The sequence below is a fragment of the Vibrio sp. Vb2880 genome (genome assembly GCF_033337975.1).
Lineage (GTDB): Bacteria > Pseudomonadota > Gammaproteobacteria > Enterobacterales > Vibrionaceae > Vibrio > Vibrio alginolyticus.
The window spans coordinates 220,881-245,054 of record NZ_JAWORT010000002.1; the positions used below are offsets into that span (position 1 = coordinate 220,881).

The 24,174-nt window shown below is 45.1% G+C and carries 19 protein-coding genes; 15 read left to right on the forward strand and 4 right to left on the reverse strand.

The genetic code is table 11. The annotated features are described in order from the left end of the window. Window positions 1-131 precede the first annotated feature (131 nt). The 4 genes from ppsA (at window position 132) to tyrS (ending at window position 5,796) form a co-directional block, all read left to right on the forward strand. Entirely contained in the window at window positions 132-2,504 is a 2,373-nt protein-coding gene (gene ppsA, locus R7M92_RS02915) for a phosphoenolpyruvate synthase (protein ID WP_005373822.1), read from the forward strand. A 170-nt stretch (window positions 2,505-2,674) separates the two neighbouring features. Next, window positions 2,675-3,454: a hypothetical protein gene (locus tag R7M92_RS02920; RefSeq protein WP_104976261.1), complete on the forward strand. Its 780-nt coding sequence runs from the start codon at window positions 2,675-2,677 to the stop codon at window positions 3,452-3,454. A 193-nt stretch (window positions 3,455-3,647) separates the two neighbouring features. Next, entirely contained in the window at window positions 3,648-4,454 is an 807-nt protein-coding gene (locus R7M92_RS02925; RefSeq protein WP_021707696.1) for a response regulator transcription factor, read from the forward strand. An 82-nt stretch (window positions 4,455-4,536) separates the two neighbouring features. Then, on the forward strand, window positions 4,537-5,796 hold the full coding sequence (gene tyrS, locus R7M92_RS02930) for a tyrosine--tRNA ligase (protein WP_053304596.1): 1,260 nt from the start codon (window positions 4,537-4,539) through the stop codon (window positions 5,794-5,796). A 107-nt stretch (window positions 5,797-5,903) separates the two neighbouring features. Here tyrS and R7M92_RS02935 read toward each other — a convergent pair whose 3' ends face one another. Then, window positions 5,904-6,938, reverse strand: coding sequence for an ABC transporter substrate-binding protein (locus tag R7M92_RS02935; protein WP_104976262.1), 1,035 nt, complete (start codon window positions 6,936-6,938; stop codon window positions 5,904-5,906). Between the two features lie 137 nt (window positions 6,939-7,075). Then, the gene (locus R7M92_RS02940) at window positions 7,076-7,441 is read right to left on the reverse strand and encodes a DUF6559 family protein (protein WP_054576155.1); all 366 of its coding nucleotides are present in this window, start codon (window positions 7,439-7,441) and stop codon (window positions 7,076-7,078) included. A gap of 166 nt (window positions 7,442-7,607) precedes the next feature. On the opposite strand from R7M92_RS02940, the gene R7M92_RS02945 reads away from it, so the two are divergent. Beyond that, entirely contained in the window at window positions 7,608-7,862 is a 255-nt protein-coding gene (locus tag R7M92_RS02945; RefSeq protein ID WP_262688954.1) for a hypothetical protein, read from the forward strand. A 101-nt stretch (window positions 7,863-7,963) separates the two neighbouring features. Here R7M92_RS02945 and R7M92_RS02950 read toward each other — a convergent pair whose 3' ends face one another. Continuing rightward, complete coding sequence (locus R7M92_RS02950) at window positions 7,964-10,372, reverse strand: beta-mannosidase (protein WP_318132661.1); 2,409 nt, start codon at window positions 10,370-10,372, stop codon at window positions 7,964-7,966. 303 nt (window positions 10,373-10,675) lie between these two features. On the opposite strand from R7M92_RS02950, the gene R7M92_RS02955 reads away from it, so the two are divergent. Beyond that, window positions 10,676-12,262, forward strand: a complete 1,587-nt coding sequence (locus tag R7M92_RS02955; RefSeq protein WP_005373846.1) for a BCCT family transporter — start codon at window positions 10,676-10,678, stop codon at window positions 12,260-12,262. 62 nt (window positions 12,263-12,324) lie between these two features. Here R7M92_RS02955 and R7M92_RS02960 read toward each other — a convergent pair whose 3' ends face one another. Continuing rightward, a complete protein-coding gene (locus R7M92_RS02960) occupies window positions 12,325-13,053 on the reverse strand; it encodes a UTRA domain-containing protein (protein ID WP_005387087.1) in 729 nt (242 codons plus the stop codon). 210 nt (window positions 13,054-13,263) lie between these two features. On the opposite strand from R7M92_RS02960, the gene R7M92_RS02965 reads away from it, so the two are divergent. The 9 genes from R7M92_RS02965 to R7M92_RS03005 all read left to right on the forward strand — a co-directional run bounded on the left by R7M92_RS02965 (window position 13,264) and on the right by R7M92_RS03005 (window position 23,786). Then, window positions 13,264-14,331: an ABC transporter substrate-binding protein gene (locus tag R7M92_RS02965; RefSeq protein ID WP_005373851.1), complete on the forward strand. Its 1,068-nt coding sequence runs from the start codon at window positions 13,264-13,266 to the stop codon at window positions 14,329-14,331. Window positions 14,332-14,343: 12 nt separating this feature from the next. Next, entirely contained in the window at window positions 14,344-15,168 is an 825-nt protein-coding gene (locus tag R7M92_RS02970) for an alkaline phosphatase family protein (RefSeq protein ID WP_104976268.1), read from the forward strand. Next, window positions 15,165-16,055, forward strand: a complete 891-nt coding sequence (locus R7M92_RS02975) for an ABC transporter permease (protein WP_318132662.1) — start codon at window positions 15,165-15,167, stop codon at window positions 16,053-16,055. Before R7M92_RS02970 ends, R7M92_RS02975 begins: the two co-directional genes overlap by 4 nt. Window positions 16,056-16,057: 2 nt before the next feature. Further along, window positions 16,058-16,846 carry an ABC transporter permease gene (locus R7M92_RS02980; RefSeq protein ID WP_318132663.1) on the forward strand — a complete coding sequence of 263 codons (789 nt, stop codon included), beginning with the start codon at window positions 16,058-16,060 and terminating at the stop codon, window positions 16,844-16,846. Further along, window positions 16,843-17,862, forward strand: coding sequence for an ABC transporter ATP-binding protein (locus R7M92_RS02985; protein WP_005373862.1), 1,020 nt, complete (start codon window positions 16,843-16,845; stop codon window positions 17,860-17,862). Before R7M92_RS02980 ends, R7M92_RS02985 begins: the two co-directional genes overlap by 4 nt. A gap of 2 nt (window positions 17,863-17,864) precedes the next feature. Next, the gene (locus R7M92_RS02990; protein WP_318132664.1) at window positions 17,865-18,524 is read left to right on the forward strand and encodes an HAD family hydrolase; all 660 of its coding nucleotides are present in this window, start codon (window positions 17,865-17,867) and stop codon (window positions 18,522-18,524) included. Between the two features lie 192 nt (window positions 18,525-18,716). After that, window positions 18,717-19,373: a TetR/AcrR family transcriptional regulator gene (locus R7M92_RS02995; RefSeq protein WP_005387092.1), complete on the forward strand. Its 657-nt coding sequence runs from the start codon at window positions 18,717-18,719 to the stop codon at window positions 19,371-19,373. Further along, the gene (locus R7M92_RS03000) at window positions 19,360-20,688 is read left to right on the forward strand and encodes an HlyD family secretion protein (protein WP_318132665.1); all 1,329 of its coding nucleotides are present in this window, start codon (window positions 19,360-19,362) and stop codon (window positions 20,686-20,688) included. Before R7M92_RS02995 ends, R7M92_RS03000 begins: the two co-directional genes overlap by 14 nt. Then, window positions 20,685-23,786 carry an efflux RND transporter permease subunit gene (locus R7M92_RS03005; RefSeq protein WP_318132666.1) on the forward strand — a complete coding sequence of 1,034 codons (3,102 nt, stop codon included), beginning with the start codon at window positions 20,685-20,687 and terminating at the stop codon, window positions 23,784-23,786. The genes R7M92_RS03000 and R7M92_RS03005 overlap by 4 nt, the downstream gene beginning before the upstream one ends. Window positions 23,787-24,174: the final 388 nt, after the last annotated feature.

Below are 24,174 nucleotides of genomic sequence, written 5' to 3' on the forward strand. Positions count from 1 at the left end.
AACGTAATCGTTTGCCTTTGATATCAATCTAAATGAAGCAATGTATGGTCAACGTGTAATAACAGCCAACATGCGATTGTTTAGATCGATTTAAGTCCCCCTACTAAGCTGCAATGTTTCTGGAGAAAGACATGCAAAAGAACACCCTCTGGTTCAATGGCCTATCCATGGATGATGTCGACAAAGTCGGCGGTAAGAATGCTTCACTTGGCGAAATGGTTTCTAACCTAGCAAACGCAGGCGTTTCTGTACCAAATGGTTTTGCGACAACCTCATACGCGTTTAACCAATTCCTTGACCACGAAGGTTTGGATGAGCGTATTCACCAATTACTCGATGAACTAGACGTTGAAGATGTAGAAGCTCTGCGTAAGACAGGTGCAAACATTCGTCAATGGGTATTAGAGGCCCCTTTCCCTGCGGACCTTGAACAAGAAATTCGTGAAAACTACCAAGAACTGATCGAAGGCAATCCTGAGCTTTCAGTCGCAGTTCGTTCATCTGCTACGGCAGAAGACCTACCTGATGCTTCTTTTGCTGGTCAGCAAGAAACGTTTTTGAACGTGAAAGGCATCGACGCAGTACTAGAAGCAACTAAGCACGTTTACGCTTCTCTATTTAACGACCGTGCGATTTCTTACCGCGTTCACCAAGGGTTCGACCACCGTGGCATCTCGCTATCTGCGGGTATCCAACGTATGGTGCGTTCAGATAAAGCCTCGTCGGGTGTTATGTTTACACTAGACACTGAATCGGGTTTCGACCAAGTTGTCTTCATCACCTCTTCATGGGGTCTAGGCGAGATGGTCGTTCAAGGTGCAGTAAACCCTGACGAGTTCTACGTTCACAAGCCAATGCTTGAAGCAGGCGAACACCCAATCGTTAAGAAAACATTTGGTTCTAAGTTGATCAAAATGATCTACTCAGATAACCAAGAAATCGGCAAACAAGTTGATATCGTTGATACTTCTGATGAAGAGCGCAACACGTTCTCATTGAACGACGACGAGATCAAAGAGCTCGCAAAACAAGCAATGATCATCGAAAAGCACTATCAGCGTCCAATGGACATTGAATGGGCAAAAGATGGCATTGATGGCAAGCTGTACATTGTTCAAGCGCGTCCTGAAACCGTATGTTCACAAACGGAACAAAACGTGATTGAGCGCTACGAGCTACAAAACAAAGCGGATGTTTTGGTTGAAGGTCGTGCAATCGGTCAGCGCATCGGTAAAGGCGTGGTTCGCTTGGTTGACTCTCTGGACCAAATGTCTTTAGTCCAAGAAGGTGACGTGCTAGTTACAGACATGACTGACCCAGATTGGGAACCAGTGATGAAAAAAGCATCTGCAATCGTAACCAACCGTGGTGGCCGTACTTGCCACGCTGCCATCATCGCTCGTGAGCTTGGTATTCCTGCAATCGTTGGCTGTGGCGATGCGACAAGCAAGTTAACCGATGGCGCAACCGTGACCGTATCTTGTTCAGAAGGTGAAACGGGCTACGTTTACCAAGGTGAACTTGAGTTTGACGTAAAACGCTCTTCTGTTGATGAACTGCCACTGCTACCAACAAAAGTGATGATGAACGTGGGTAACCCTGATCGCGCGTTTGACTTCGCACAAATTCCAAATGAAGGTGTTGGTCTTGCTCGTCTTGAATTCATCATCAATAAGATGATTGGTATCCACCCGAAAGCATTACTTAACTTTGATGCACAAAGCGATGAGCTAAAAGCAGAAATCACTCAGCGTATTCGTGGTTACAAAGATCCTATCGATTTCTACGTAAGCAAGCTGACAGAAGGTATCGCAACCATTGCTGCGGCATTTTGGCCGAAACGCGTTATTGTTCGTATGTCTGACTTTAAGTCTAACGAATACAGCAACTTGGTTGGCGGTAAAGCATACGAACCGCATGAAGAAAACCCAATGCTTGGCTTCCGTGGCGCGTCTCGTTACATTTCTCCAGTGTTTGAAGACTGCTTCGAGCTAGAAACTCAAGCAATCAAACGCGTTCGTAACGAAATGGGTCTGAAAAACGTTGAAATCATGATCCCATTTGTTCGTACACCAAGCGAAGCAGCATCAGTGATTGATTTGCTAGCGAAGTTTGATCTGCGCCGTGGCGATCAGGGTCTTAAAGTCATCATGATGTGCGAACTGCCATCCAACGCGGTCCTTGCCGATGAGTTCTTAAAGTACTTTGATGGCTTCTCGATTGGCTCAAACGACATGACTCAGCTAACGCTTGGACTTGATCGTGACTCTGGCGATGTTGCACATCTATTTGATGAGCGTAACCCAGCGGTTAAGGTGATGCTTCAGATGGCGATTGATGCAGCAACAAAAGCAGGCAAATACGTTGGTATTTGTGGTCAAGGCCCATCAGACCACGACGACTTAGCGGAATGGCTAATGGATCAAGGTATTAGCTCTGTATCACTAAACCCAGATACGGTTATCGATACTTGGTTAAAACTCGGTAAAGTTAGCAGCAAGTAACACACGATAAACTCTAGCCCTCACACACCCCTTGTGAGGGCTTTGTTATTCACACGTCATTTCACAATCAGTTCGTGATTCCTCTCTCAAGTTCGTCATTTAGTCAATTTCATTATCAAAGTCTGATGACCTAAAATGAATGGTATATCGATAACTCCAGAGAGAATTTGATGAAAAAGCCTATCGCACTCCTTACTACATTTATGCTCCTGGCATCCCCTGCTTATGCCGATTGGGATGAAATTTCCAATAAAATGTCTGAGCTTGGCGACGCAGTTTCTGATACTGCACAAGATGCTTGGGACGATACCAAAGCGTTTTCAAAACAAGCGTGGCAAGATTTCACGAACTGGTCCGAGGAAGCGATCAATACCGCAGGCGAATGGACAGAAGCCAGCATCGAGAAGAGCAAAGAATGGATAGATGCTGCCGACAAAAAAATTGATGAGCTGATGGAAGGCGATACGCCAGAAGAAGCTCGCCAAGCCGTGGACTTAATGGCAGATAGCGCTTTGCTCAAGTTATTTAATGAAAAGCCGGAGGCAAAAGCTATTTACGACAACGCGTACGGCTACGCGGTCTTTGATTCTCGTAAATTATCTTTGCTGTTTCACACCAACTCAGGGTCAGGAGTCGCAGTGAATAAGGAAACAGAAGAACGCACTTATATGAATATGTTTGGTTTGGGCGTTGCACTTGGGGCTGGCGGCAAATTTTACCAACAAGTGGTTCTGTTTGAGAGCAAAGAAGACTTTGATACGTTCGTCAACGAAGGATGGGAGGCCACAAGTGAAGCCTCTGCTGTTGCGGGCGAAGATTCAGAGCAACTTTCAAAACAATTTAACAGCGGCGTCGCCGTCTATCAGTTGAACGCTAAAGGTTTGCTCATCGATGCTAACGTGTCTGGTTCTAAATATTGGGTTAACGAAGAGCTCACTAACTCGCAGTAATGCATAGCAACTAATCGCTTAAATAAAACCGTTGTTATGCACCCTTATCAATAAGTTAACGGGGATATGATTCCTCAAAACTGAGCACTTACGCAACTTTCTCTATGGAAGTCACCAGAAGATGGCGACTTCCCTTTCTCGTTGGATTGCTTTTGGTTATGCTTGCGCAAAACCACCTGCAATTCGGTATCCCATGCCTGACAATAACTTTAATAATCTGCTAGCAGAAGCAATTTCTGCTCTTAACACGCCTAACTTTACTCCTAAACTTATGCGTGTCATTCGCACTCTTTTTCATTTTGATTGCGCAGTTATTTTAGGTTACCGAGAAGGTAAACATCCTATTTATCTCTACGACTCAATTGAGAACGAGCGAGAGTTACTTTTTCAACGCTACCTTACTGACTCATTTCAAAATGACCCTTTTTTTCTCAAACTAAACGAGACAAAGCAACAAGGCGTATTTACGCTCAAAGACGTGGCGCGTAAAGGCGTTGACTTCACCTCATACTGCGAGCAGTTCTATCATCAAACAGGGTGGAAAGACGAGCTTAGCATGCTAGTCGAAGTTGAATCTGGCCGTTGGGTCATGCTGTACTTCGGATATATGACTGATGGAAAATACTTTTCTCAGCAACAAATCAATAAGCTAAAGCCCTATTTCCCGATAATTCAGTCGCTTTGTCAGCAGCATTGGAAACAAACGGAATTTACCTTTTCTGAGCCTGTTTTTGCACAGAGTGCTTATTCTGGCAGTATGCGATTAGCCATTGAGCAAGCTTTAGCAACGTTTGGCGTAGAATCACTCACCCGTCGCGAACAAGAGGTGGCTTCGCTTCTCGCTCAAGGGTTTGACACCAAAGAAATTGCCGCGCGGTTACACTTAGTTCAAGGCACGGTCAAAAATCATCGAAAGCGAATTTACTCGCAATTAAATGTGTCTTCATTGAGTGAGTTATTCCAGCTTTTCCTCAATCACCTCATTCTCCATTCAAGATAAAAAACTGTCCCTTAAGGGATATATCGAGAATAGGTGTCGCGTTTTAGTCTGAATGTAACAACCACTAAGACAGACAAAAAGAATGACGACACCATTACTGCAAGATTTACAAGATCGTGGCTTGATTGCACAAGCCAGCGATTTGGAAGAAATTCAGACACTTCTCTCACAGCCACAAACCGTTTACTGCGGCTTCGATCCTACAGCTGGCAGTTTGCATATCGGCCACCTCGTGCCTTTGATTATGCTTAAGCGCTTTCAAGATGCCGGACACCAAGCTGTTGCCTTGATTGGCGGTGCAACGGGCATGATTGGCGACCCAAGCTTTAAAGCAACTGAGCGCAGTCTGAACTCAGAGGAAATCGTCTCAGGCTGGGTTAACGATCTTTCTAATCAAATTCAGCAGTTGATGAACCACCAACTGACCAAGCCGATGATCATGGTGAACAACGCTGACTGGATGAAAGCGATCAATGTGATAGACTTCTTCCGCGATGTGGGTAAGCACTTCTCGATCAATACTATGGTCAACCGAGAATCGGTAAAACAACGCCTGCAACGACCTGACCAAGGTATCTCCTTCACCGAATTTAGCTACGCCTTACTGCAATCGTACGATTTTGCCGAGCTAAACCGTCGATACGGTTGCCGTTTGCAAATCGGTGGCAATGACCAATGGGGAAACATCGTCAGCGGGATCGATTTAACTCGCCGTCAAAATGGTGAGCAAGTATTTGGCTTAACTCTGCCGCTGATCACCAAATCCGATGGTACCAAATTTGGCAAAACCGAAGGCGGTGCAGTATGGCTAGATCCTAGCAAAACCTCTCCTTACGCGTTCTACCAGTTCTGGCTTGGCGCAGAAGACGCCGACGTTTACCACTTCTTGCGTTACTACACATTCTTGAGCTGCGAAGAAATTGCCAGCATTGAAGCGCAAGACCAAGCAAGCCAAGGTAAGCCACAAGCACAACGTATTCTCGCTGAAGAAATGACGCGATTTGTTCATGGCGAAGAAGGCCTAGCCAGTGCCGAGCGTATCACTCAAGCTTTATTCAGCGGTAATGTGCAACAACTGAGTTTGGGTGAATTAAAACAGTTGGAGTTGGATGGTTTACCAAGCATTGAGAGCACACAACAAGATTTGGTTGAGCTGTTGATTGAGTCGGGCTTAGCAAGTTCGAAGCGTGTTGCACGCGAACACATCAGCAACAACGCCATCAGTGTAAACGGTGAAAAAGTGGCGGCTGATAACCCGAGTTTAAGCTTCCCACTGTTTGATCAATATTGGTTACTGCAACGCGGTAAAAAGCACTTCTGCCTCGTAAAGCGTGCCGCGTAGCAACACTCGCAGTACAAAACCTATAAAAAAATTCCCCTCACCACTTTCGTGATGAGGGGAATCCAAATTTGAACGATTTTAAGCCTAACAATAGGCAAAGACGTTGCTTATTGCGTTCTTAAACGTTGCCAGTACTTTTCGTAAATCGCTAACGTTTCTGCGCCAACATCATTAATAAACTCGCCTTTTTTCAAGTCTTCTGATGAAGGGAAAATAGTACGGTTGTTTTTCAACTCTTCTGGCAATTTGTCACGCCCAGCGTTCGTTGCCGACGCATAACCCAAACTGGTCACGATTTCCGCTTGGTTCTCTGATTGGTACATGAAGTTAATAAATTTATGCGCCAATGCTTTGTTTTTACTGCCAGACGGAATAGTGAAGTTGTCCATCCACAATACCGCGCCCTCTTCCGGCATCACGAACTTCAGCTCAGGCATTTCAACCTGTCCTTGGAATGCGTTGCCGTTCCATTGCATGCCGACCGATGTTTCACCGGACACGTAAGGGACTTGCGGCGCATCTGAGTTGTACAGTAATACGTTGTTTTTCAGCGCGACTAGAGAATCAAAAGCCTGCTCGATTTCAGCTTCGTCTTTTGTATTCACGCTATGGCCATTTTTCTTCAGCGCCATACCGAACACGTCGCGGACGTCATCAATCAACATGACTTGTTGTTCGTATTGAGACTTCCATAAGTCTGCCCATTTGGTCACTGGTTGCTCAACCATGGATTCGTTGTAGCTGATCCCGGTAATGCCCCAAATATAAGGCAGCGAGTAATCATTTTTAGGATCGTGCGCTTGGCCAAGTAAACCGTCCATTGTGTCTTGCATGTTTGGCACTTGAGCGTGATCTATTTTCGAAAGCAGCCCTTCTCGCCCCATTTTTTCAATGAAGTACGCAGAAGCAAAAACCACATCGTAACCAGAACCTTTTAGCAATTTTAGCTTGGTATACATTGATTCATTATTCTCAAAGGTCGAATAATTAATCGTAACGCCTTCTTGTTTTTCAAACGCTTTTAACGATGATTCCGGCAAATAGCCACCCCATGCATAAACGTTCAACGTTTTGCTATCTGCATGAGCAAACATGCTGAGCACAAGAGCACTCAGCCCCAATCCTTTGATGATTAATTTCATGGTATGCAATCCAACCAGTCCAGCGACGCGCTGGGATTCGGGTGCATAATTAGGTAATTGTTACCCAATTGAAAGAAAATTTAATTAATCTTTAACAGCAAAAATATTTATCGAATTTATAAAATTAACGCATGTTTTTAATAGCGACTGTGCATACCAAAATGATGAGACATTCCATCTTCCATTCGACCGCCTTTCCAGCCACCAGAGCCGAGTAAATTAAGCACATCTTGAGCGGTATAATCGGCACCAGAAAAGAAATCATGCGCCACGTCTGAGCGTATTGCTTGCAATTCTGGTTGGTTTTCCAAATCAAGATCTTGCGGATTCGCATACAACGCCAACGCAATTTTTTGTTGGCACGCGCTTAAGCTTAACTCGCTGGTGCTCGTCTTTACCTGACCAACCGAAAAGTACTCACGACTGCCGTATCCCACTATCAATCTGGTACTCATTAGCTTAATCACTTTCTTAATGCGGCGACGTTGTATAAATCTCAACATGTTTTGTTATTCCTGTATTAAGTTGGCTATGTCGTATTCTTTTGTTCGAATTAAAACACTCTGTTTTATCCGCGAAATTTCTCTAGCGCTTTTCGCGATGATCGGTTGTATAATACGATCCTGAAATATTTTGTTACGTTACCTCGGTAACCCCTGAGACTGCAACATGAACAACAGCAGATGGGTCGGCTTTATAGGCGGCACGATTGTCTTACTTAGTACCTTTATCCTCTTCGGATCTTCCGTCCACTCTGCTTGGTACCGAATCCCTGCGGAAGCCATTCATGGTATCGCCTTCACTTTGGCTTTTGGTTTAGGGTTAAACAGCCTGCTGGCGTACGCGACGGCAGTGATTACTCTTGCTGCAATATTCTACATTGGCTTTGTCGTTAGCTATCGGGTCCATCAGAAACTTAAATAAACTTCTGTCTCAACCTGAGCTTAATAACGGATACTTGGTAACTAAAAAGGGAGCAAACGCTCCCTTTTTAGTTACCAGCATGTAGATGTTCTATGCCCGCTTTAATCATTAAGGTGGCATACCCTCAACGACTGCTGCATACCTGAAACATCATCACCTAAATACTCAACCGTCATTGGAACCTTGACCAACAGAGTAAAGCTAGAGTCACTGAACCTTCCATCAGCATCACTCTCCAAATGAACAAAAAACGCAGGCTTATCCGCAATCAATGTAATTCGCCTCCCTTCAATAGAGACATCTATATTGGCTTTCGCTATCGGCAAGGTTTTTAGCTCGTGAGTACTAAACCATGTGTTGCTTATTCTGTCTTCACCGATTTGCGCTTCAACATAGAAGAAGCCTGACGTAAGTTCATCCTTCTCGATCAATTCATCCAACTGCCACAAAATCGTATTGCTGTCTGCTATGACTGTTTGTTCTAAGCTCCAACATTGCTTTTCTTCCCCTTGCCAATCTACCCACTTAAGCAGTGCGTTGACGCTTGCGGACTCTTTGGCATCATTGAGCAAATGTAGGCTCAACTTGCCTGTATGCTCGGAAAATACCAAATACTGCGGCGCAAAAAATCGCTTCGCATGGTAGTGCAACTGCTTCCATCGACCACTGTATTCCAAACTAGACCAAGAACTGACAGGCCAATTGTCGTTGAGTTGCCAGTACAGCATGCCGCGACAAACTGGAGAAATGGCACGCCAATGATCGCAAGCAGTTTTGATCGCGATTGCCTGCTGAACTTGACTTAAATACAGCATGCTCTCAAATCCAGAGGGAAAACGAAAATAGCGCGTGAACATCTCTGTGATAATACTATTACCACGAGGGTTCTTCTGATGTTGTTCGAAAGTTGGGGATGTAATATTCCAGTCTTGCTCAGGGACAAACCGCTTAACTTCAGCAAAAGATGGCCAAGATTGAAAACCAAACTCAGAGCAAAAACGAGGATTCACGTCAAGGTAGGCACTGAATGATTTTCCTGAATGCCAAACGTCCCAAAAGTGCATATCGCCTTTACTATCATCATGCCACGCATCACCGAAATCCAGTTCACCATTACATGGGGAACTTGGCCAGAAACGGCGAGTGCTATCTTGCTCGGTAATCTCCTTCTCAATCATGCGGTTGAGGCGATCGTAGTTAACCGTGTATTTGACTTTGCTGCGCTTAGATTCGTCATACCAACCAATAGCTCCAATCACTTCATTGTCACCACACCAAAGTGCGATTGATGGGTGCTTCTTAAGCCTCGGGATTTGGAATCTAAGTTCTTCCTCTACGTCTTTTAAAAACTCGTCGTTTGATGGGTACAACGAGCAGGCGAACATCATGTCTTGCCACACCAACAAGCCAAGTTCATCACAAAGGTTATAAAAGGTTTCACTCTCGTACTGACCACCGCCCCATACGCGAATCATGTTCATGTTGGCGTCAACCGCACTTTGCAAAAGGTTGCGATAACGTGTTTCGTACTCTCGCCCCGGCATTGCGTCAATAGGGATCCAGTTGGCACCTTTAGCATTAATCGGTACGCCATTGACGATAAATTCCATTGCAGAGCCGTGCTCATCAGCTTGGTTATTTAGGGTTAACTGACGCAAACCAATGTTGTGCGTTAACTTTTGCTCTCTGCAAGAAATGGTAATGGGATAGAGATACGCTTCGCCATAACCCGATGGCCACCAGCGTTTAGGCTCCAAAATGTGGAACTGGCAATGATAGTGACCACTTCCTTTTGTTTGAATACATTGACGCTCACCATTAAATTCAACCATCATTTCATGGCGTTGACTGTCCGTTTCCACTTCAACTACTACATCAAGAAACACACTCCCATCGGCTTGCCATTGCTGCTCTGTCGAGAAGCCTTTGAGCCAAAGCTCATTCACAATGTCGATTTGAATGGGGTCGTAAATACCCGATACCATCAAGCAAATGCCCCAGTCCCATCCGGAATGGCATTGTGTTTTGCGGATCAAGTTCATGTGTGGAATTTGGTTGTTGCCCATTGCCGATGGAATAGGAAATGGCAGTTTTTTTGCTCTTGCGATACCTTCTAAATCCGCCCGAGCAAACTCAACCCGAATCGTGTTAGTACCTTGCTTTAAATGCGGTTTAATATCCACACGTTGTTGAGTAAACATGTTGCTGCAAGTTAGTGCTAACTCACCATTAATATAAAAAGCTGCCAACGTATCGACACGAGTTAGCGTCATCCAAATTTGCTTGGCAGACAACGTAAACGCGTCGACGTCAAACTCACGTGAGATATGCCACTCACACTCTTCAATCCATCGAACTTTGTTTTCATTATCGGCAAAATAAGGATCTGGAATCTGCTCTGCTTGTAAAAGAGCCGACACATCATCGCCCGGAATAAACATTGGAATTTCAAGATCGGGACGCTGTGGCGAGGTAAGCATCCACTGCCCGTTAAGTTCGAAGTGAGCCATTGAGTTAAACCTTAGCTTGGGAAAAACATGTTTTCTCAATGTAATCCTGATAATTCCATGCAAAAACAAGGGAAATGTTAATTACATACGAAATGCGGTGCATTTCACGTAAAAACTCTTTCTTTTGATCTCTACCCAAAAATCAGCAACTTGGCTAACCTGTTAAAAATTAATCGAAATCTAAGGTTATATTTGCAACTTCGACATGTTAACATCATCGGCTTTTTGAACATCCTCACACTTTTCGTTGAAACGATGTGAGGGGAAATGCACGGCTTCATAGCCCTAAAAAGCGAAGTAATTATGTCAAATATGACGAATGCCGCCTCCCACACAGCGCCTATTCAGGATGCTGACTATTCTGCTATTCATCCCCCATCTTTACTCAAGCGCCTCGAACTCACCAATCCTGTCTTTTGGTTAAGTGGTAGCTTCCTCACTCTATTCGTTTTACTTGCTCTAACGAATACCGACTCTCTAACCGCAATGGTTAACACCGGCTTCGGCTTTGCTACTAAATATTTCGGAGCTTACTGGCAAGTACTGCTTCTTCTGAATTTCCTAATTGGTTTGGCTCTTGCGTTTGGTCGCACTGGTTATGTGCGCCTAGGTGGTCTAGCGAAACCTGATATTGATAACTTTAAGTGGTTGTCAATCGTACTCTGTACTCTACTTGCAGGTGGTGGTGTATTCTGGGCTGCTGCTGAGCCTATCGCCCACTTTGTGACTGCTCCGCCTCTATACGGGGAAGCTTCACCGAAAACTGCCGCAATCAATGCCCTATCTCAGTCTTTTATGCACTGGGGCTTCTTAGCTTGGGCGATCCTTGGTGGTCTATCTTCCATTGTCTTAATGCACTTGCATTACGATAAAGGCCTGCCTCTTAAGCCGCGTACTCTGCTTTACCCTGTTTTTGGTGATAAAGCCATTAAAGGCTGGATTGGTGATGTTGCTGACGCATGTAGCATCATTGCAGTAGCAGCAGGAACCATCGGTCCTATCGGCTTCTTAGGTTTACAAATTAGCTACGCGCTAAACTCATTGTTTGGCCTGCCAGATACGTTCGTAACGCAAAGTATGGTTATTATGGCGGCGATCCTGATGTATACCCTTTCCGCACTGAGCGGTTTGAGCAAGGGTATTCAAATCGTCAGTCGTTACAACATCATTTTGTCTGTACTATTAATTGGTTACATCCTGTTCTTCGGGCCGACAAGCTTTATCGTTGATGGTTACGTGCAAGGCGTTGGTCGTATGGTGGATAACTTCTTCCCTATGGCACTTTACCGTGGTGATACAGGCTGGCTAAGCTGGTGGACAGTATTCTTCTGGGGTTGGTTTATCGGTTATGGCCCAATGATGGCGATCTTTATTGCTCGTATCTCTCGTGGTCGTACAATTCGCCAATTAATCATGTCTATTAGCATCGCGGCACCGCTGATTACTTGCTTCTGGTTTAGTATCGTTGGTGGCAGTGGCCTTGCGTTTGAACTTGATAACCCTGGTTTGATTTCATCTGCGTTTGAAGGCTTTAACTTGCCTGCAGCACTGCTAGCGATTACTGGTGAATTACCTTACCCAATGATCATTTCGGTTCTGTTCCTGATCTTAACGACAACATTTATCGTGACGACGGGTGACTCGATGACTTACACAATCAGTGTAGTGATGACGGGCTCAACAGAACCAAACGCAGTGATTCGCTCGTTCTGGGGGCTGATTATGGGTATTGTCGCTATTGCGCTTATCTCAATGGGCTCTGGTGGTATTTCTGCATTGCAGTCTTTCATTGTAATTACTGCCGTGCCTGTGTCTTTCATTTTGCTGCCAAGCATTTGGAAAGCACCCGGCATTGCAAGCAGAATGGCGAAAGAGCAAGGCCTCGTTTAAACCGCCTCTCTAACCAATATGCGAAAAAGAGCCCTTCATTGGGCTCTTTTTAATTCTGCGCTTTATCCTACGCTATCAATGCGAATCATCACGGCGTCTGGACGCCAATACTCGAATTCGCAGTCCATTAAATGCCCATCTTGTTTGTAGTTTACCCGCCGAATTTTCAGAACGGGTTGTCCTTCAGCTAGGTTCAACGCCTTAGCGACATGAGCAGGAGCTGACGTTGGAATCACATCAAAACGAGAGCGCTTTGTCTCGTAACCATACTTCTCACGATAAATGCCCGTCAGGGACATGGTGAGGTTCTCAGACAATATACCCTCAAACAGTGCCGCTTTGAGCACGTTCTCAACAAACAATACCGCTCGCCCATCAATAAAACGTAACCGTTCAATTACATAAATTGGGGTAATTCGCTCCACCTCTAACGATTTGGCATACTCACCTGCGGCCATTTCACTTCGCACATTGAGTAACTTAGTTTCTGCAATACGATGCTGCTCTCGAATCATCTGATGGAAGTGAGAACGAGACAACGGGTTGTAACAGATACGCTCAGGAGATACATACCAACCCCGGCGCTCTTCTCGATAAATAAGACCTTCCGTTTCCAAAGACACCAACGCATCTTTGATAGTGATTCGAGTCGTAGAAAACAGCTCACTGAGCTCTCTCTCTGACGGCAGTTTTTGTCCTTCCGACATGATGCCGGAAAGAATCTGCTGTTTTAAACTGCTTCTAATTTTTCCTAATTGGGTACCAAATTGTCCGGTGCCTGTCGCTCTCATTCTGATCTAGTCCAACGATAATTTGACGAATAACATAAGGCGTTTACGTAACAAAAATATGACATTAATCAACAGAACACATACTGAACGTATGAAATATAAGTGCCATATAAAATCAGCAAAACTGTCAAATTACTTGCGCTAAATCGTCACATTCCATCCATAGCATACAAAGCGAACTTACTGACCTAGTCCAGAAGGATGGAGACAATGAAAACTTTGCTAAGTCGTTCAATTACCGCACCAGCGGCAATCATTGCGGTAACGCTCGCTACGCCAACAGTAGCGAAAGAAGCCGATATTGAATCTTTGGTAGCAGCAGCACAAAAAGAAGGGGCGGTTTACAGTGTGGGTATGCCTGACAGTTGGGCAAACTGGAAAGACACTTGGGCTGATTTAAAGTCAAATTACAACCTTAAGCACCAAGACACGGATATGAGCTCGGCTCAAGAAATCGCAAAATTCGAAGCTGAGAAGAAAAACGCGACCGCAGACATTGGTGACGTAGGCTTTGCCTTCGCACGTGTAGCGGTTAAAAAAGGCGTCACTCAGCCATATAAACCAACAACTTGGAATGACATCCCAGATTGGGCAAAAGACGAAGATGGTCATTGGGCACTTGCTTACACTGGCACTATTTCTTTTATCTCCAACAATAACCTCGTAAAAGACGCGCCAAAAACGTGGGATGACCTATTAAAAGGCGACTACAAAGTGACCGTAGGTGACGTAGGCGTAGCAGCACAGGCAAACAACGCGGTTCTCGCCGCAGCGTTCGCCAACGGTGGGGACGAATCCAACCTCAAGCCTGCGCTCAAATTCTTTTCTGAACTCGCGAAGCAAGGTCGTCTTTCATTTACCGATCCGAACATCGCCAACCTAGAAAAAGGCGAAGTGGAAGTGGCGATCATGTGGGACTTCAATGCATTGAACTACCGCGACAAAATTGACCGCGACCGCTTTACAGTGAGCATTCCTCAAGATGGCTCTGTGATTTCTGGTTATACAACCATAATCAATAAATACGCGAAGAACCCTAATGCAGCAAAGCTTGCTCGTGAATACATCTTCAGCGATCAAGGGCAAATCAACTTAGCAGAAGGTTATGCGCGTCCAATCCGCACCAACATCACACTGCCTCAAGCAGTGCAAGACAAACTAATTGCTAATGACCAATACAGCAATGTTCACCCAGTGACTGACTTCTCAGCTTGGGAAAAGTCCGCACGTAAGCTGCCACGTCAATGGCAAGAAAGTGTCTTAATCCACCAGCAATAAGAGTAAGTCGTTATGAGCAATAAGGTCATCCTTGTTGTTCTAGATGGACTGAACTATCAGGTAGCCCGTGATTGCATGGGCTACCTCAATGGTCTTCTAGAACAAAGTCGTTCCCAACAAGAAACTCGCGCAACGCTTTATCCTGTGCAGTGTGAGCTGCCCTCTATGTCTCGCCCACTTTATGAGTGCATTTTAACGGGCGTTCGCCCTGTAGAAAGCGGCATCGTAAACAACAGTATCGTTCGTCTATCCAAACACGATTCCATTTTCAGTTTGGCAAAAGCCCAAGGAAAAGTGACCGCTGCGGCTGCCTACCACTGGGTAAGTGAGCTTTATAATCGCGCGCCATTTGAACCTGTTCGCGATCGTTTCACGCATGATGAAACCCTGAATATCCAGCACGGCTGCTTTTACCATTGGGATCATTATCCTGATGAAGCCTTGTTCCTGGACGCAGAGTATTTACGCCGCAACTATCAACCTGATTTCTTACTGATCCATCCGATGAATATCGACGATACAGGACATAAGTTTGGCCTAGACTCTCGCCAATACCGCAATTGTGCGCGAGGTGCAGACATTATTCTTTCCAACTACATCGATCAATGGCTTGCTGATGGGTATCAAATCATTGTGACTAGCGATCATGGCATGAACAACGATCTTTCTCACGGTGGGATTTTACCTGAAGAGCGAGAAGTTCCCCTGTTTGTCATTGGTGATAAGTTTACCCATCAAGATTGTCATATTAAGCAAACTGATATTTGTGGCACCGTTTGTCAATTGCTAAACCTTGACCACACGAAGCCATACACTCAGGAATTGTTAGCACTATGAGCAGTTCAGTCCTCTCCCCAAGCTCTAGCGAATCACGCTCAAATTTGGCAAGAACTTGGTTAAAGCGCCTTAAGCCAGCCGTTTGGTTGGCGCCTTTCGCACTGTTTTTCTACCTATTTCAACTCGCACCGATGATTTGGGTACTGTTAAACAGCTTTATCTACGATGGCGAGTTTGCCTTCGATAACTACATTGAAGTGCTCGACTCCGCCTTTATGATGCAGGCGTTTGGCAACAGTTTGTGGTTAGCTGTATGGTCGAGCATTTTTGGCTTAGCCATTGCGACTCTGTTGGTCTCTTCTCTACGCAGAGTCGATTCTAAAGTCCGCGACGGTGTGATTGCGTTTACGAACATGAGCAGCAACTTTGCAGGCGTACCTCTGTCATTCGCTTTTATCATTATTTTGGGCACCAATGGGGCGATTACCCTTTTGCTCAAGCAGTATGGCTTACTCGGTGATTTCGACCTTTATGGTAAATGGGGTCTGCTGGCCATTTACATCTACTTCCAAATCCCGCTGGCGGTGTTGTTGCTCTACCCTGCGTTCGACGCGTTGAGCGATGATTGGCAAGCAGCTGCTGCGCTACTGGGAGCCAAAACATCACAGTATTGGGCGAAAATCGCTCTGCCAGTGCTCTCACCGGCCTTATTCGGTACCTTTATTATCTTAATAGCCAACGCAATTGGCGCATATGCGAGTGTTTATGCGTTGACCTCCGGTAACTATAACGTCATCACAATTCGAATTGCGAGTCTGGTATCGGGAGACCTGTTCCTTGAACCTAATCTCGCCGCTGCAATTTCGGTGATTCTAATGGCGTTACTTGCCTTTATCACAGTGATTAACCAATGGCTCATTTCGAAAAGCTATGCAGGTAGGAAGTAGTCATGAACAACGTTAATACTCGATTCCATAAAACGGTGGTTTATTCCATTGTTGGGATCATGCTCATCCCGATTTTAGCGACCTTTGTCTATTCGCTTTCATCACGCTGGGGCGCCACGGTGCTTCCAGATGGTTTCACTTTTGATTGGTACGTTAAATTGCTGACCGACCCACGCTTTTTGCAAGCGTTTGGGCGTTCGCTGTTTATTTGTATTGCTTCGCTAACCCTCAGTGTGATTCTAGTTCTGCCAGCGATATTCGTGGTGTTTTACTACTTTCCAAGGCTCGATAAGCTCATGAACGTATTGATTTTGCTACCATTCGCTGTACCACCAGTGGTGTCCTCCGTCGGCTTGCTTCAACTTTATGCTGACAGTGAAATCTCCCTTATCGGTACTCCTTGGATTCTAGTAGGTACTTACTTCACCATAGCGTTACCGTTCATGTATCGTGCGATTTCTAATAGCTTCGAAGCAATTAACCTTAACGATTTAATGGACGCTGCACACTTGCTAGGAGCAAGCACAACCAAAGCGTTTTTGATGGTCATTTTACCTAACCTCAACAAAGGACTGATGGCATCGCTTTTCCTTTCATTTTCATTTCTATTGGGAGAGTTTGTGTTCGCCAATATTTTAGTCGGCACACGTTATGAAACCCTGCAAATCTACTTGTATAACATGCGTCAGACGAGCGGCCACTTTACGTCTGCCTTAGTGATGACCTACTTCCTATTTATTTTTTTACTGACTTGGTTGGCAAGTCGTTTCAGCCGAGGAGTCAAACAATGAGCTACGTAACAGCGAAAAATCTAACTAAACGTTTTGGTGATAACACCGTATTTGAGGATATTCACTTTAACATCGAGCAAGGTGAATTCATTACGCTTTTGGGCCCTAGCGGTTGTGGTAAATCGACACTACTTCGCAGCCTTGCTGGGCTTAACCCTGTCGATGGAGGCGAGATTTGGGTAAACGGAGAAGATATCACGCATCAAGTCCCGCAAGAGCGTGGTATTGGGATGGTCTTTCAATCGTATGCGCTGTTTCCCAATATGACCGTCGAAGGCAACATTGCATTTGGCTTAAAAATGAAAAAGCTTGCGAATGATGATATTCGACGTGAAGTGGCTAAAGTCATCAAACTGGTGGATCTGGCAGGTAAAGAAAAACACTATCCGCATCAACTTTCTGGCGGTCAGCGCCAGCGTGTCGCACTCGCTCGAGCGTTGGTGGTGAAACCTCGCATATTATTGCTTGATGAACCACTTTCTGCGCTTGATGCCAAAATCCGCAAACACCTTCGTCAGCAAATCCGAGATATTCAGAAAGAGATGAATCTCACCACTATCTTCGTAACTCATGACCAAGAAGAGGCGATGATTATGTCTGATCGTATCTTCCTAATGAGTAAAGGAGAAATTGTTCAAGCAGGAACACCTGAAGAAATTTATACTCATCCTGCTAACGAGTTTGTGGCCGGTTTCATGGGGCACTACAACCTTGTAGAGGCCAATAAAGCCAAGCAACTCTTCAACATTGATACCGAATGGAAAGTGGCGATTCGCCCAGAGTCTATATATGTAAAAGAGCAAGGTCGTCAATATGATAGCCACATCTCAGCGCCACAAGTAGGTACGATCACCAACCACCAGCTTCTAGGTAATGTTATTCGCTATCAAGTGAACGTTGAAGAGTGTGAGCTCACTGTTGACTTGCTTAACCGCTCTTCAGAACGCTTACTAGCGAATGGCAGCCAACTAGAGCTACTCTTTAACCTAAACGAAATTCAACCAGTGAGAGCCTAAACATGTCCAAACCTTTGTATGTTTTTGATATGGATGAAACCCTAATAAACGCTGACTGCGCAATGATTTGGAACGAGTTTATGGTTGAGAAAGGCATCGCGACTGATCCTTTATTTATTATGGAAGATCAGCGTCTAATGGCCTCGTACTCTGAAGGCAAAATGGACATGGAAGATTACCTAGCGTTCTCCATGAAGCCACTAGAAAACATGCCGATTGAAGAAGTAAACGCCTTGGTTGAAGAATGTGTTGAAAGCCATATTTTGCCTAAACAGTTCCCTCAAGCCAAAACCCTGATTGAGCAACTGTCTCGTGATGGTATAGATATGGTTATCATCTCTGCCAGCGTCACTTTTTTGGTGGAAGCCGTTGGTCGCCGTCTTAATATTCCAACCGCACTCGGAATTGATTTAATCGAGAAAAACAACCGTTATACTGCTGAAATCGACGGTATCCCGAGTTATCGTGAAGGCAAAGTCACGCGATTAAAACAGTGGCTAGAAAATCAGCCTGAGCCTTATTCCGAAATCCATTTCTATACCGATTCAATCAACGATTTACCGCTTTGTGAATACGCGAACTACGCTTATCTGGTAAATCCATGCCCACAACTAAAAGAACACGCCAACAGACCGAATTGGAGTGTGTTAAGTTGGGGGTGATATAGCCTCACAAGACCGTTCTTCCTAAGTAAATACTTTTCTATTTGTTCAAAGAGCAGTTCTTTCTGCTCTTTTTTACTTCTCTTCATCACAAATTAATCACTTGATTAAATACTGATTAATTTTTCACATGTCGCATGAGAAATCAGCGTCTTATAATTAATCAAATGTTTAATATTTTGAGAGAAGATTGTGACGGAAGCGCATCGAAGGGCGGGAAGACCCACAGATAATATCGACGCAAGGGAAAAACTGATTTTCCACGCGCGCGAACTCTTCACCATTATGGCTTATGACAAGGTCTCTACTCGCCTAGTCGCGCAGAAAGCAGGCGTGAACGTGGCGATGATTCGTTACTACTTTGGCAACAAAGAAGGCTTGTTCGAGACCATGTTGCGCGAAACACTGTCACCGATGCAAAAGCAGATGCAGACGTTGGTATCCAACAGTAACGAGCAAAACTTTCTCGATCTAATGCGCACCTACTACCGCGAAATGATCAAAGTACCACAGTTCCCACGCTTAGTTGCCCAAGTTATGAATATGCCCCCATCGGAAACCCAACGCAAACTGCTCGAAAAAGTCTTCGCAGATATCAGCAAGCCAATGCAAGGCGTGATCTTTGATAAGTTGATCGACAGTGGCGTTTTACGAAAAGACGCCGACCCTCAACTTTGTCGCGTCTCTTACATCAGCTTGATGGTGTTTCCTTTTATGGCACCACCAGCACTGCTCGCCATTCATGGCATTGAACTTTCTGAAGCCTTCTTGAACCGATTATTCGAACACAACATACAACTGATGAAACATGGATTTTTAGACTCGGGCGACCAATATGAAAATAAATAAAAAGCTGCTGTTCTTTCCTGCTCTTGCGGTGGGGGTCGTCATTCTGTTTTTGGCGATTAGCCTCAAACCAGATTTGCCCGTAAAACCCTCTGGAGATCGTGCACGGTTGGTCGAGACGATTCCACTTGAGCTAAAAGCCATTGCTCCAGTAGCCATAGGGTTTGGCAAGATCACCCCAAAAGTGGAATGGAAAGCGATAGCCGAAGTGACGGGTAAAGTGGTCTACCGCCATCCGCAACTGGAAAAAGGACAAGTGTTGCAAGCAGGGACAGAAATCTTGCGCATCGACCCGCTCGATTACGAGTTGAAACTGGTTCAAGCTCAAGCCGATCTCAAATCTGCCCAAACCTCTCTGGCTAAGCTGAACCAAGAAGAAGCGAATCTCAAAAGCACCCTCAAGATAGAAGCCAACCGTCTGGTTATCGCCAACAAAGAGTTAGACCGTAAGCAAAACCTACGTAAAAAAGGCCTAACGTCTCAATCGGATGTAGATCAGCAAGAGCAAAGCGCACTCTCTCAACGTAAGTTAGTACTGGATATTGAAAATCAAATTGGTTTGATGCCGGATGAGAAACGAGTCGCGGAAGCCCTAGTTAAAGTTAATGCATCAAAAGTGGACGAAGCGAAACGCTCGCTTGATAAAACCATCATCACGCTTCCTTACGATTTGCGTATTGCTGACGTAGAAATTGAGAAAAAGCAAGTGGTTAACCTCCAACAAACCATGGTGACAGGACATGGTATTGATGTCATGGAAGTGGAAGCTCAACTATCCATTCATGACATGCAAACTTTGGCGGCGAGCATCGGTGAGTTTGTCCGCGATGAATCTGGTATTCCACAACCTGATATGAATGCGATTCATGCCAACATTGAACTCAGCAGCGGTAACCTCTCTGCAAGCTGGCCTGCGAAAGTTGCACGCATCAGCGAAACGGTTGATCCAAGCCAAGCGACGGCCGGTGTGATTCTGGAAATTGAACAAGACTACCGTGCATTAAACCCAACGTCTTCGCCTCCATTGGTGAACGGCATGTTTGTGCGAGCCCTAATTGAGGGGCAAGAGAACCCGAGTTGGGTCATCCCAGAGCGTGCGCTTCATGGCGATAAGATTTACCTGATGGGCAATGACAATCGTCTGCAAGTCGTGACGGTTGAAGTGTTATATCGTCGCAATAACCAAGTGGTGATCGATGGCGAATTGGAGCAAGGCCAAAAGCTAATCATCAACGATTTGCTCCCTGCGATTAACGGCATGCTTCTAAAAGAGTCACCTGACCAGTCAGAAGCGACTATTGAGGAGTCTGATTCATGATTCGATTCTTCGCCAAGCACCCAACAGCAGCCAATTTGCTGATGCTAACGCTGCTGATATTGGGGATTTCTTCACTTTCCACGATTAAGCGTGAAACTTTTCCTGAGTTTGATCCGCCCTACATCCTAGCTGGTGTGGTTTACCCCGGCGCTTCCCCTCAAGAGGTAGAAGAGAGCATCTGTATCCGAATGGAAGATGCTGTCGATGGTCTTGCCAACATTAAAGAAACTCAGTGTGAAGCGATTGAGGGTTCTGCGCGTCTTATCTTGAAACTGAATGAAGAAGCCGACATTGGTCGCATGTTGGTTGATGTTCAAACCCAGATCAACTCGATAAACGACTTCCCACAAGAGATTGAATCTCCTGTGGTCCAAGAGCTCGATTGGAACGAGCCAGTTGTGGATGTCGCCATCACCGCAAATACCACATGGCCAGAGCTAAAAGCGTATGCCGAACAGCTTAAACGCACGTTAAAAATCGATTACGATGTGTCTTTGGTTGAAGTTGCAGGCTTCTCTGACCACCAATACCGAGTAGAATTAGATACTCAAGCTATTCGACAACTTGGCTTGAGTGTTGGTGATATTGCTGAGCAGATTGGTCGTCAGAACGTCAAGTTGCCAAGTGGTAATGTCGAAACGCCAGATAAGAACTTTCTGATCCGCTTTGACGAACGACGCGTGACGCCAGAAGAGCTAGAGACTATCGTCGTGGGCTCTGGTACAAATGGTTCAATCATCCGTCTAAGAGATATTGCGACGATTACCGACCGGTTTGAATTGGACGAACAGAAAGTCCTCTTCGATGGTCACCCTTCTGCCCTACTAAAAGTCAGCAAAAACAAAGAAGATGACGCACTGCGTATCAAGGAACGGGTTGCTCAATTTGTCGAAGAACAACAAGCCATCGCGCCAGACGGTGTGATGCTACAAATGACCAATGACCTTTCATCTGTGCTTTGGGATCGCCTGACCATGATGGTCAAAAACGGTTGGCAAGGTATCATTCTGGTCTTCGCCACCATGTGGTTGTTCTTTAGTTTTCGCTACTCTTTTTGGGTCGCAGCTGGTTTGCCCGTAGCCTTCTTAGGTGGCTTATTTTTGATGGCGCAACTTGACCTGTCCATCAACATCATGTCTTTGGTCGGGTTACTCATGGCCATCGGTATCATGATGGATGATGCCATCGTTATTGCCGAATCGATTGCCGCTCACCTCGACCGAGGAGAAGAGATCGATGATGCCGTTATCAAAGGAGTGAAAAAGGTACTGCCAGGGGTAATTTCTTCCTTCCTAACTACGGTGTGTATCTTTGGTAGCTTGTTATTCCTGCAAGGTGAAATGGGTGCGGTACTTAAAGCAGTTCCTCAAGTTCTAATCCTCGTTTTGAGTTTGAGTTTGGTGGAAGCCTTCTTGATCCTACCTAACCACCTTTCTCATTCGCTACATAAACAAAAGCAAGAGCGAAAAACACCGAAGTTCAAACAAAAGCTGCTCACTTCTTTTGAAAACTTCCGCAACACCACCTTGGTCAACGCAGTGGATAAAGTGGTCGAGTATCGCTATGCCTTTATGGGTGGCGTAGTTGCCTTGCTTCTTATCTCCGCTGCCACGTTAGTAGGTGGTTTACTCAAGTTCCAACCCTTCCCTGAATTGGATGGCGACATTGCAGAAGCGCGCATTATTCTTCCTCCGGGTTCTTCTCTGTCTCAAACTGAAGCCGTCGTCGATAAGATCGTTGCTTCCGCTCAAAAGCTAGATAAAGAATGGACAGAAAAAGTGGAAGACGGCAATCCATTGGTTCTGCACATCACCAGTCAATTCAATGCTAACGCCGACGCGAATGAATCTGGCCCTCACATTGCCACGGTACGTCTGGATTTGCTGGGCGCCGAGAGTCGTAACACACTCATCGATGAATTTATCGACGCATGGCGTGAAGACATTGGTGAACTTGCGGATCCTATCTCACTGGTATTTAAACAACCGACCATGGGGCCAGGTGGCCGGGCGATTGAGATTCGAGCGAAGCATGATGATCTGGATGCACTCAAAGCAGCCTCTATCGACATTCAGCAATACTTGAATGAATTTGACGGTGTCCATGGCGTATTAGATGACATGCGCATGGGTAAAGAAGAAGTCTTGGTTAAACTTCGTCCTGGGGCGGAAGCTTATGGTATTAACGGTCAGCTCATTGCCAATCAATTGCGCGCGGCTTTCTTTGGCCAAACCGCAGACGAGATCCAAGTTGGGGTAGAAAACATTTCCATCGAAGTTCGCCTCAATAAAGCGCAAGCTGGTGACTTACAGCAATTGGCAAACTTCCCAATAATCTTGTCCGATGGTAATCAAATCCCACTCGCGACCATTGCAACTTTGGATTTCCAGCGTAATTACGTAAGAATCCAGCGCATTGATGGCTTGCGCACTGTAAGCGTATTCGGCGATATCGACAATACGAAAGCCAACTCAACCGCCATTATTCGTCAGTTCCAACAGGATGAAGCACCAACGCTTATGCAAAAGTATCCTGGTCTTCGCTTTGATTTTGAAGGTGAAGCCAAAGATACCGCTGAAACTGGCGCATCAATGGGTAAAGGCTTCTTGCTTGGTTTGTTTGGCGTGTTTGCGATTCTGAGTTACCAATTCCGCAGTTATTTGGAACCATTCGTCGTCATGCTTGCGATTCCCCTCGCTTTTATTGGCGTGGTATGGGGACACATCCTACTCGGTCACTCATTAAGTATGCCAAGTATGATGGGCTTCGTCTCATTAGCAGGGATTGTGGTGAATGACTCGATTCTGTTAGTTCAGTACATACGCCATCATGTGGATGAAGGGGATAATGTGCATGACTCAGTAGTCAAAGCCAGTCGGGAACGCTTTAGAGCAGTATTCCTAACATCAATGACCACTGCAGCAGGTTTGCTTCCGTTACTGACTGAAACCAGTTTGCAAGCACAGGTTATCCAACCACTGGTTATCTCCATCGTGTTTGGTATTTTCGCATCCACTCTGCTGGTGTTGTTTATGATCCCTGCTGCGTATGCCATTTTAGCTGACTTCGGTCTAGTCCATAAGCACGAAGAAATCTAAAACGACTGATAAGTAAACTTATCAAAATGAACAAGAGCGGCTTAGGTCGCTTTTTGTTCAATACCAACACGTTAAAAAACACACAATCACTTAACAAACAGAGGGTTATTGTGTCTCATTAAGTGTGAATATGAACAGTTAAGGATTAAGTATGTTGAGTTTTATATAACCAAATCAAATAACCAACACAAGATTTATAATATGTCTTATTGTCAAAAACGGAATTTCACAGAGTAAAAATACACGTAGGCAACACATTCACAATTTAAACTCACGATAATGAAAACATTGATTGAAGAATTAACATTTTAACAATCATTACAACAATGTTAACTTTAGCCTCGTTGGTCGCGCTGGTGGTAAGCCTCTCACCAAGCCTATTGTCAGT

Bases quoted from the DNA above. Each gene is read 5' to 3' on its own strand.
- R7M92_RS02975 (WP_318132662.1), top strand. From the start codon at position 15,165: ATGAGCAGTTCAGTCCTCTCCCCAAGCTCTAGCGAATCACGCTCAAAT.
- R7M92_RS02965 (WP_005373851.1), top strand. From the start codon at position 13,264: ATGAAAACTTTGCTAAGTCGTTCAATTACCGCACCAGCGGCAATCATT.
- R7M92_RS02925 (WP_021707696.1), top strand. From the start codon at position 3,648: ATGCCTGACAATAACTTTAATAATCTGCTAGCAGAAGCAATTTCTGCT.
- R7M92_RS02935 (WP_104976262.1), bottom strand. From the start codon at position 6,938: ATGAAATTAATCATCAAAGGATTGGGGCTGAGTGCTCTTGTGCTCAGC.
- R7M92_RS02985 (WP_005373862.1), top strand. From the start codon at position 16,843: ATGAGCTACGTAACAGCGAAAAATCTAACTAAACGTTTTGGTGATAAC.
- R7M92_RS02990 (WP_318132664.1), top strand. From the start codon at position 17,865: ATGTCCAAACCTTTGTATGTTTTTGATATGGATGAAACCCTAATAAAC.
- R7M92_RS02950 (WP_318132661.1), bottom strand. From the start codon at position 10,372: ATGGCTCACTTCGAACTTAACGGGCAGTGGATGCTTACCTCGCCACAG.
- R7M92_RS02940 (WP_054576155.1), bottom strand. From the start codon at position 7,441: ATGTTGAGATTTATACAACGTCGCCGCATTAAGAAAGTGATTAAGCTA.
- R7M92_RS02955 (WP_005373846.1), top strand. From the start codon at position 10,676: ATGTCAAATATGACGAATGCCGCCTCCCACACAGCGCCTATTCAGGAT.
- R7M92_RS02960 (WP_005387087.1), bottom strand. From the start codon at position 13,053: ATGAGAGCGACAGGCACCGGACAATTTGGTACCCAATTAGGAAAAATT.
- R7M92_RS02945 (WP_262688954.1), top strand. From the start codon at position 7,608: ATGAACAACAGCAGATGGGTCGGCTTTATAGGCGGCACGATTGTCTTA.
- R7M92_RS02970 (WP_104976268.1), top strand. From the start codon at position 14,344: ATGAGCAATAAGGTCATCCTTGTTGTTCTAGATGGACTGAACTATCAG.
- R7M92_RS03005 (WP_318132666.1), top strand. From the start codon at position 20,685: ATGATTCGATTCTTCGCCAAGCACCCAACAGCAGCCAATTTGCTGATG.
- tyrS (WP_053304596.1), top strand. From the start codon at position 4,537: ATGACGACACCATTACTGCAAGATTTACAAGATCGTGGCTTGATTGCA.
- R7M92_RS02920 (WP_104976261.1), top strand. From the start codon at position 2,675: ATGAAAAAGCCTATCGCACTCCTTACTACATTTATGCTCCTGGCATCC.
- ppsA (WP_005373822.1), top strand. From the start codon at position 132: ATGCAAAAGAACACCCTCTGGTTCAATGGCCTATCCATGGATGATGTC.
- R7M92_RS02980 (WP_318132663.1), top strand. From the start codon at position 16,058: ATGAACAACGTTAATACTCGATTCCATAAAACGGTGGTTTATTCCATT.
- R7M92_RS03000 (WP_318132665.1), top strand. From the start codon at position 19,360: ATGAAAATAAATAAAAAGCTGCTGTTCTTTCCTGCTCTTGCGGTGGGG.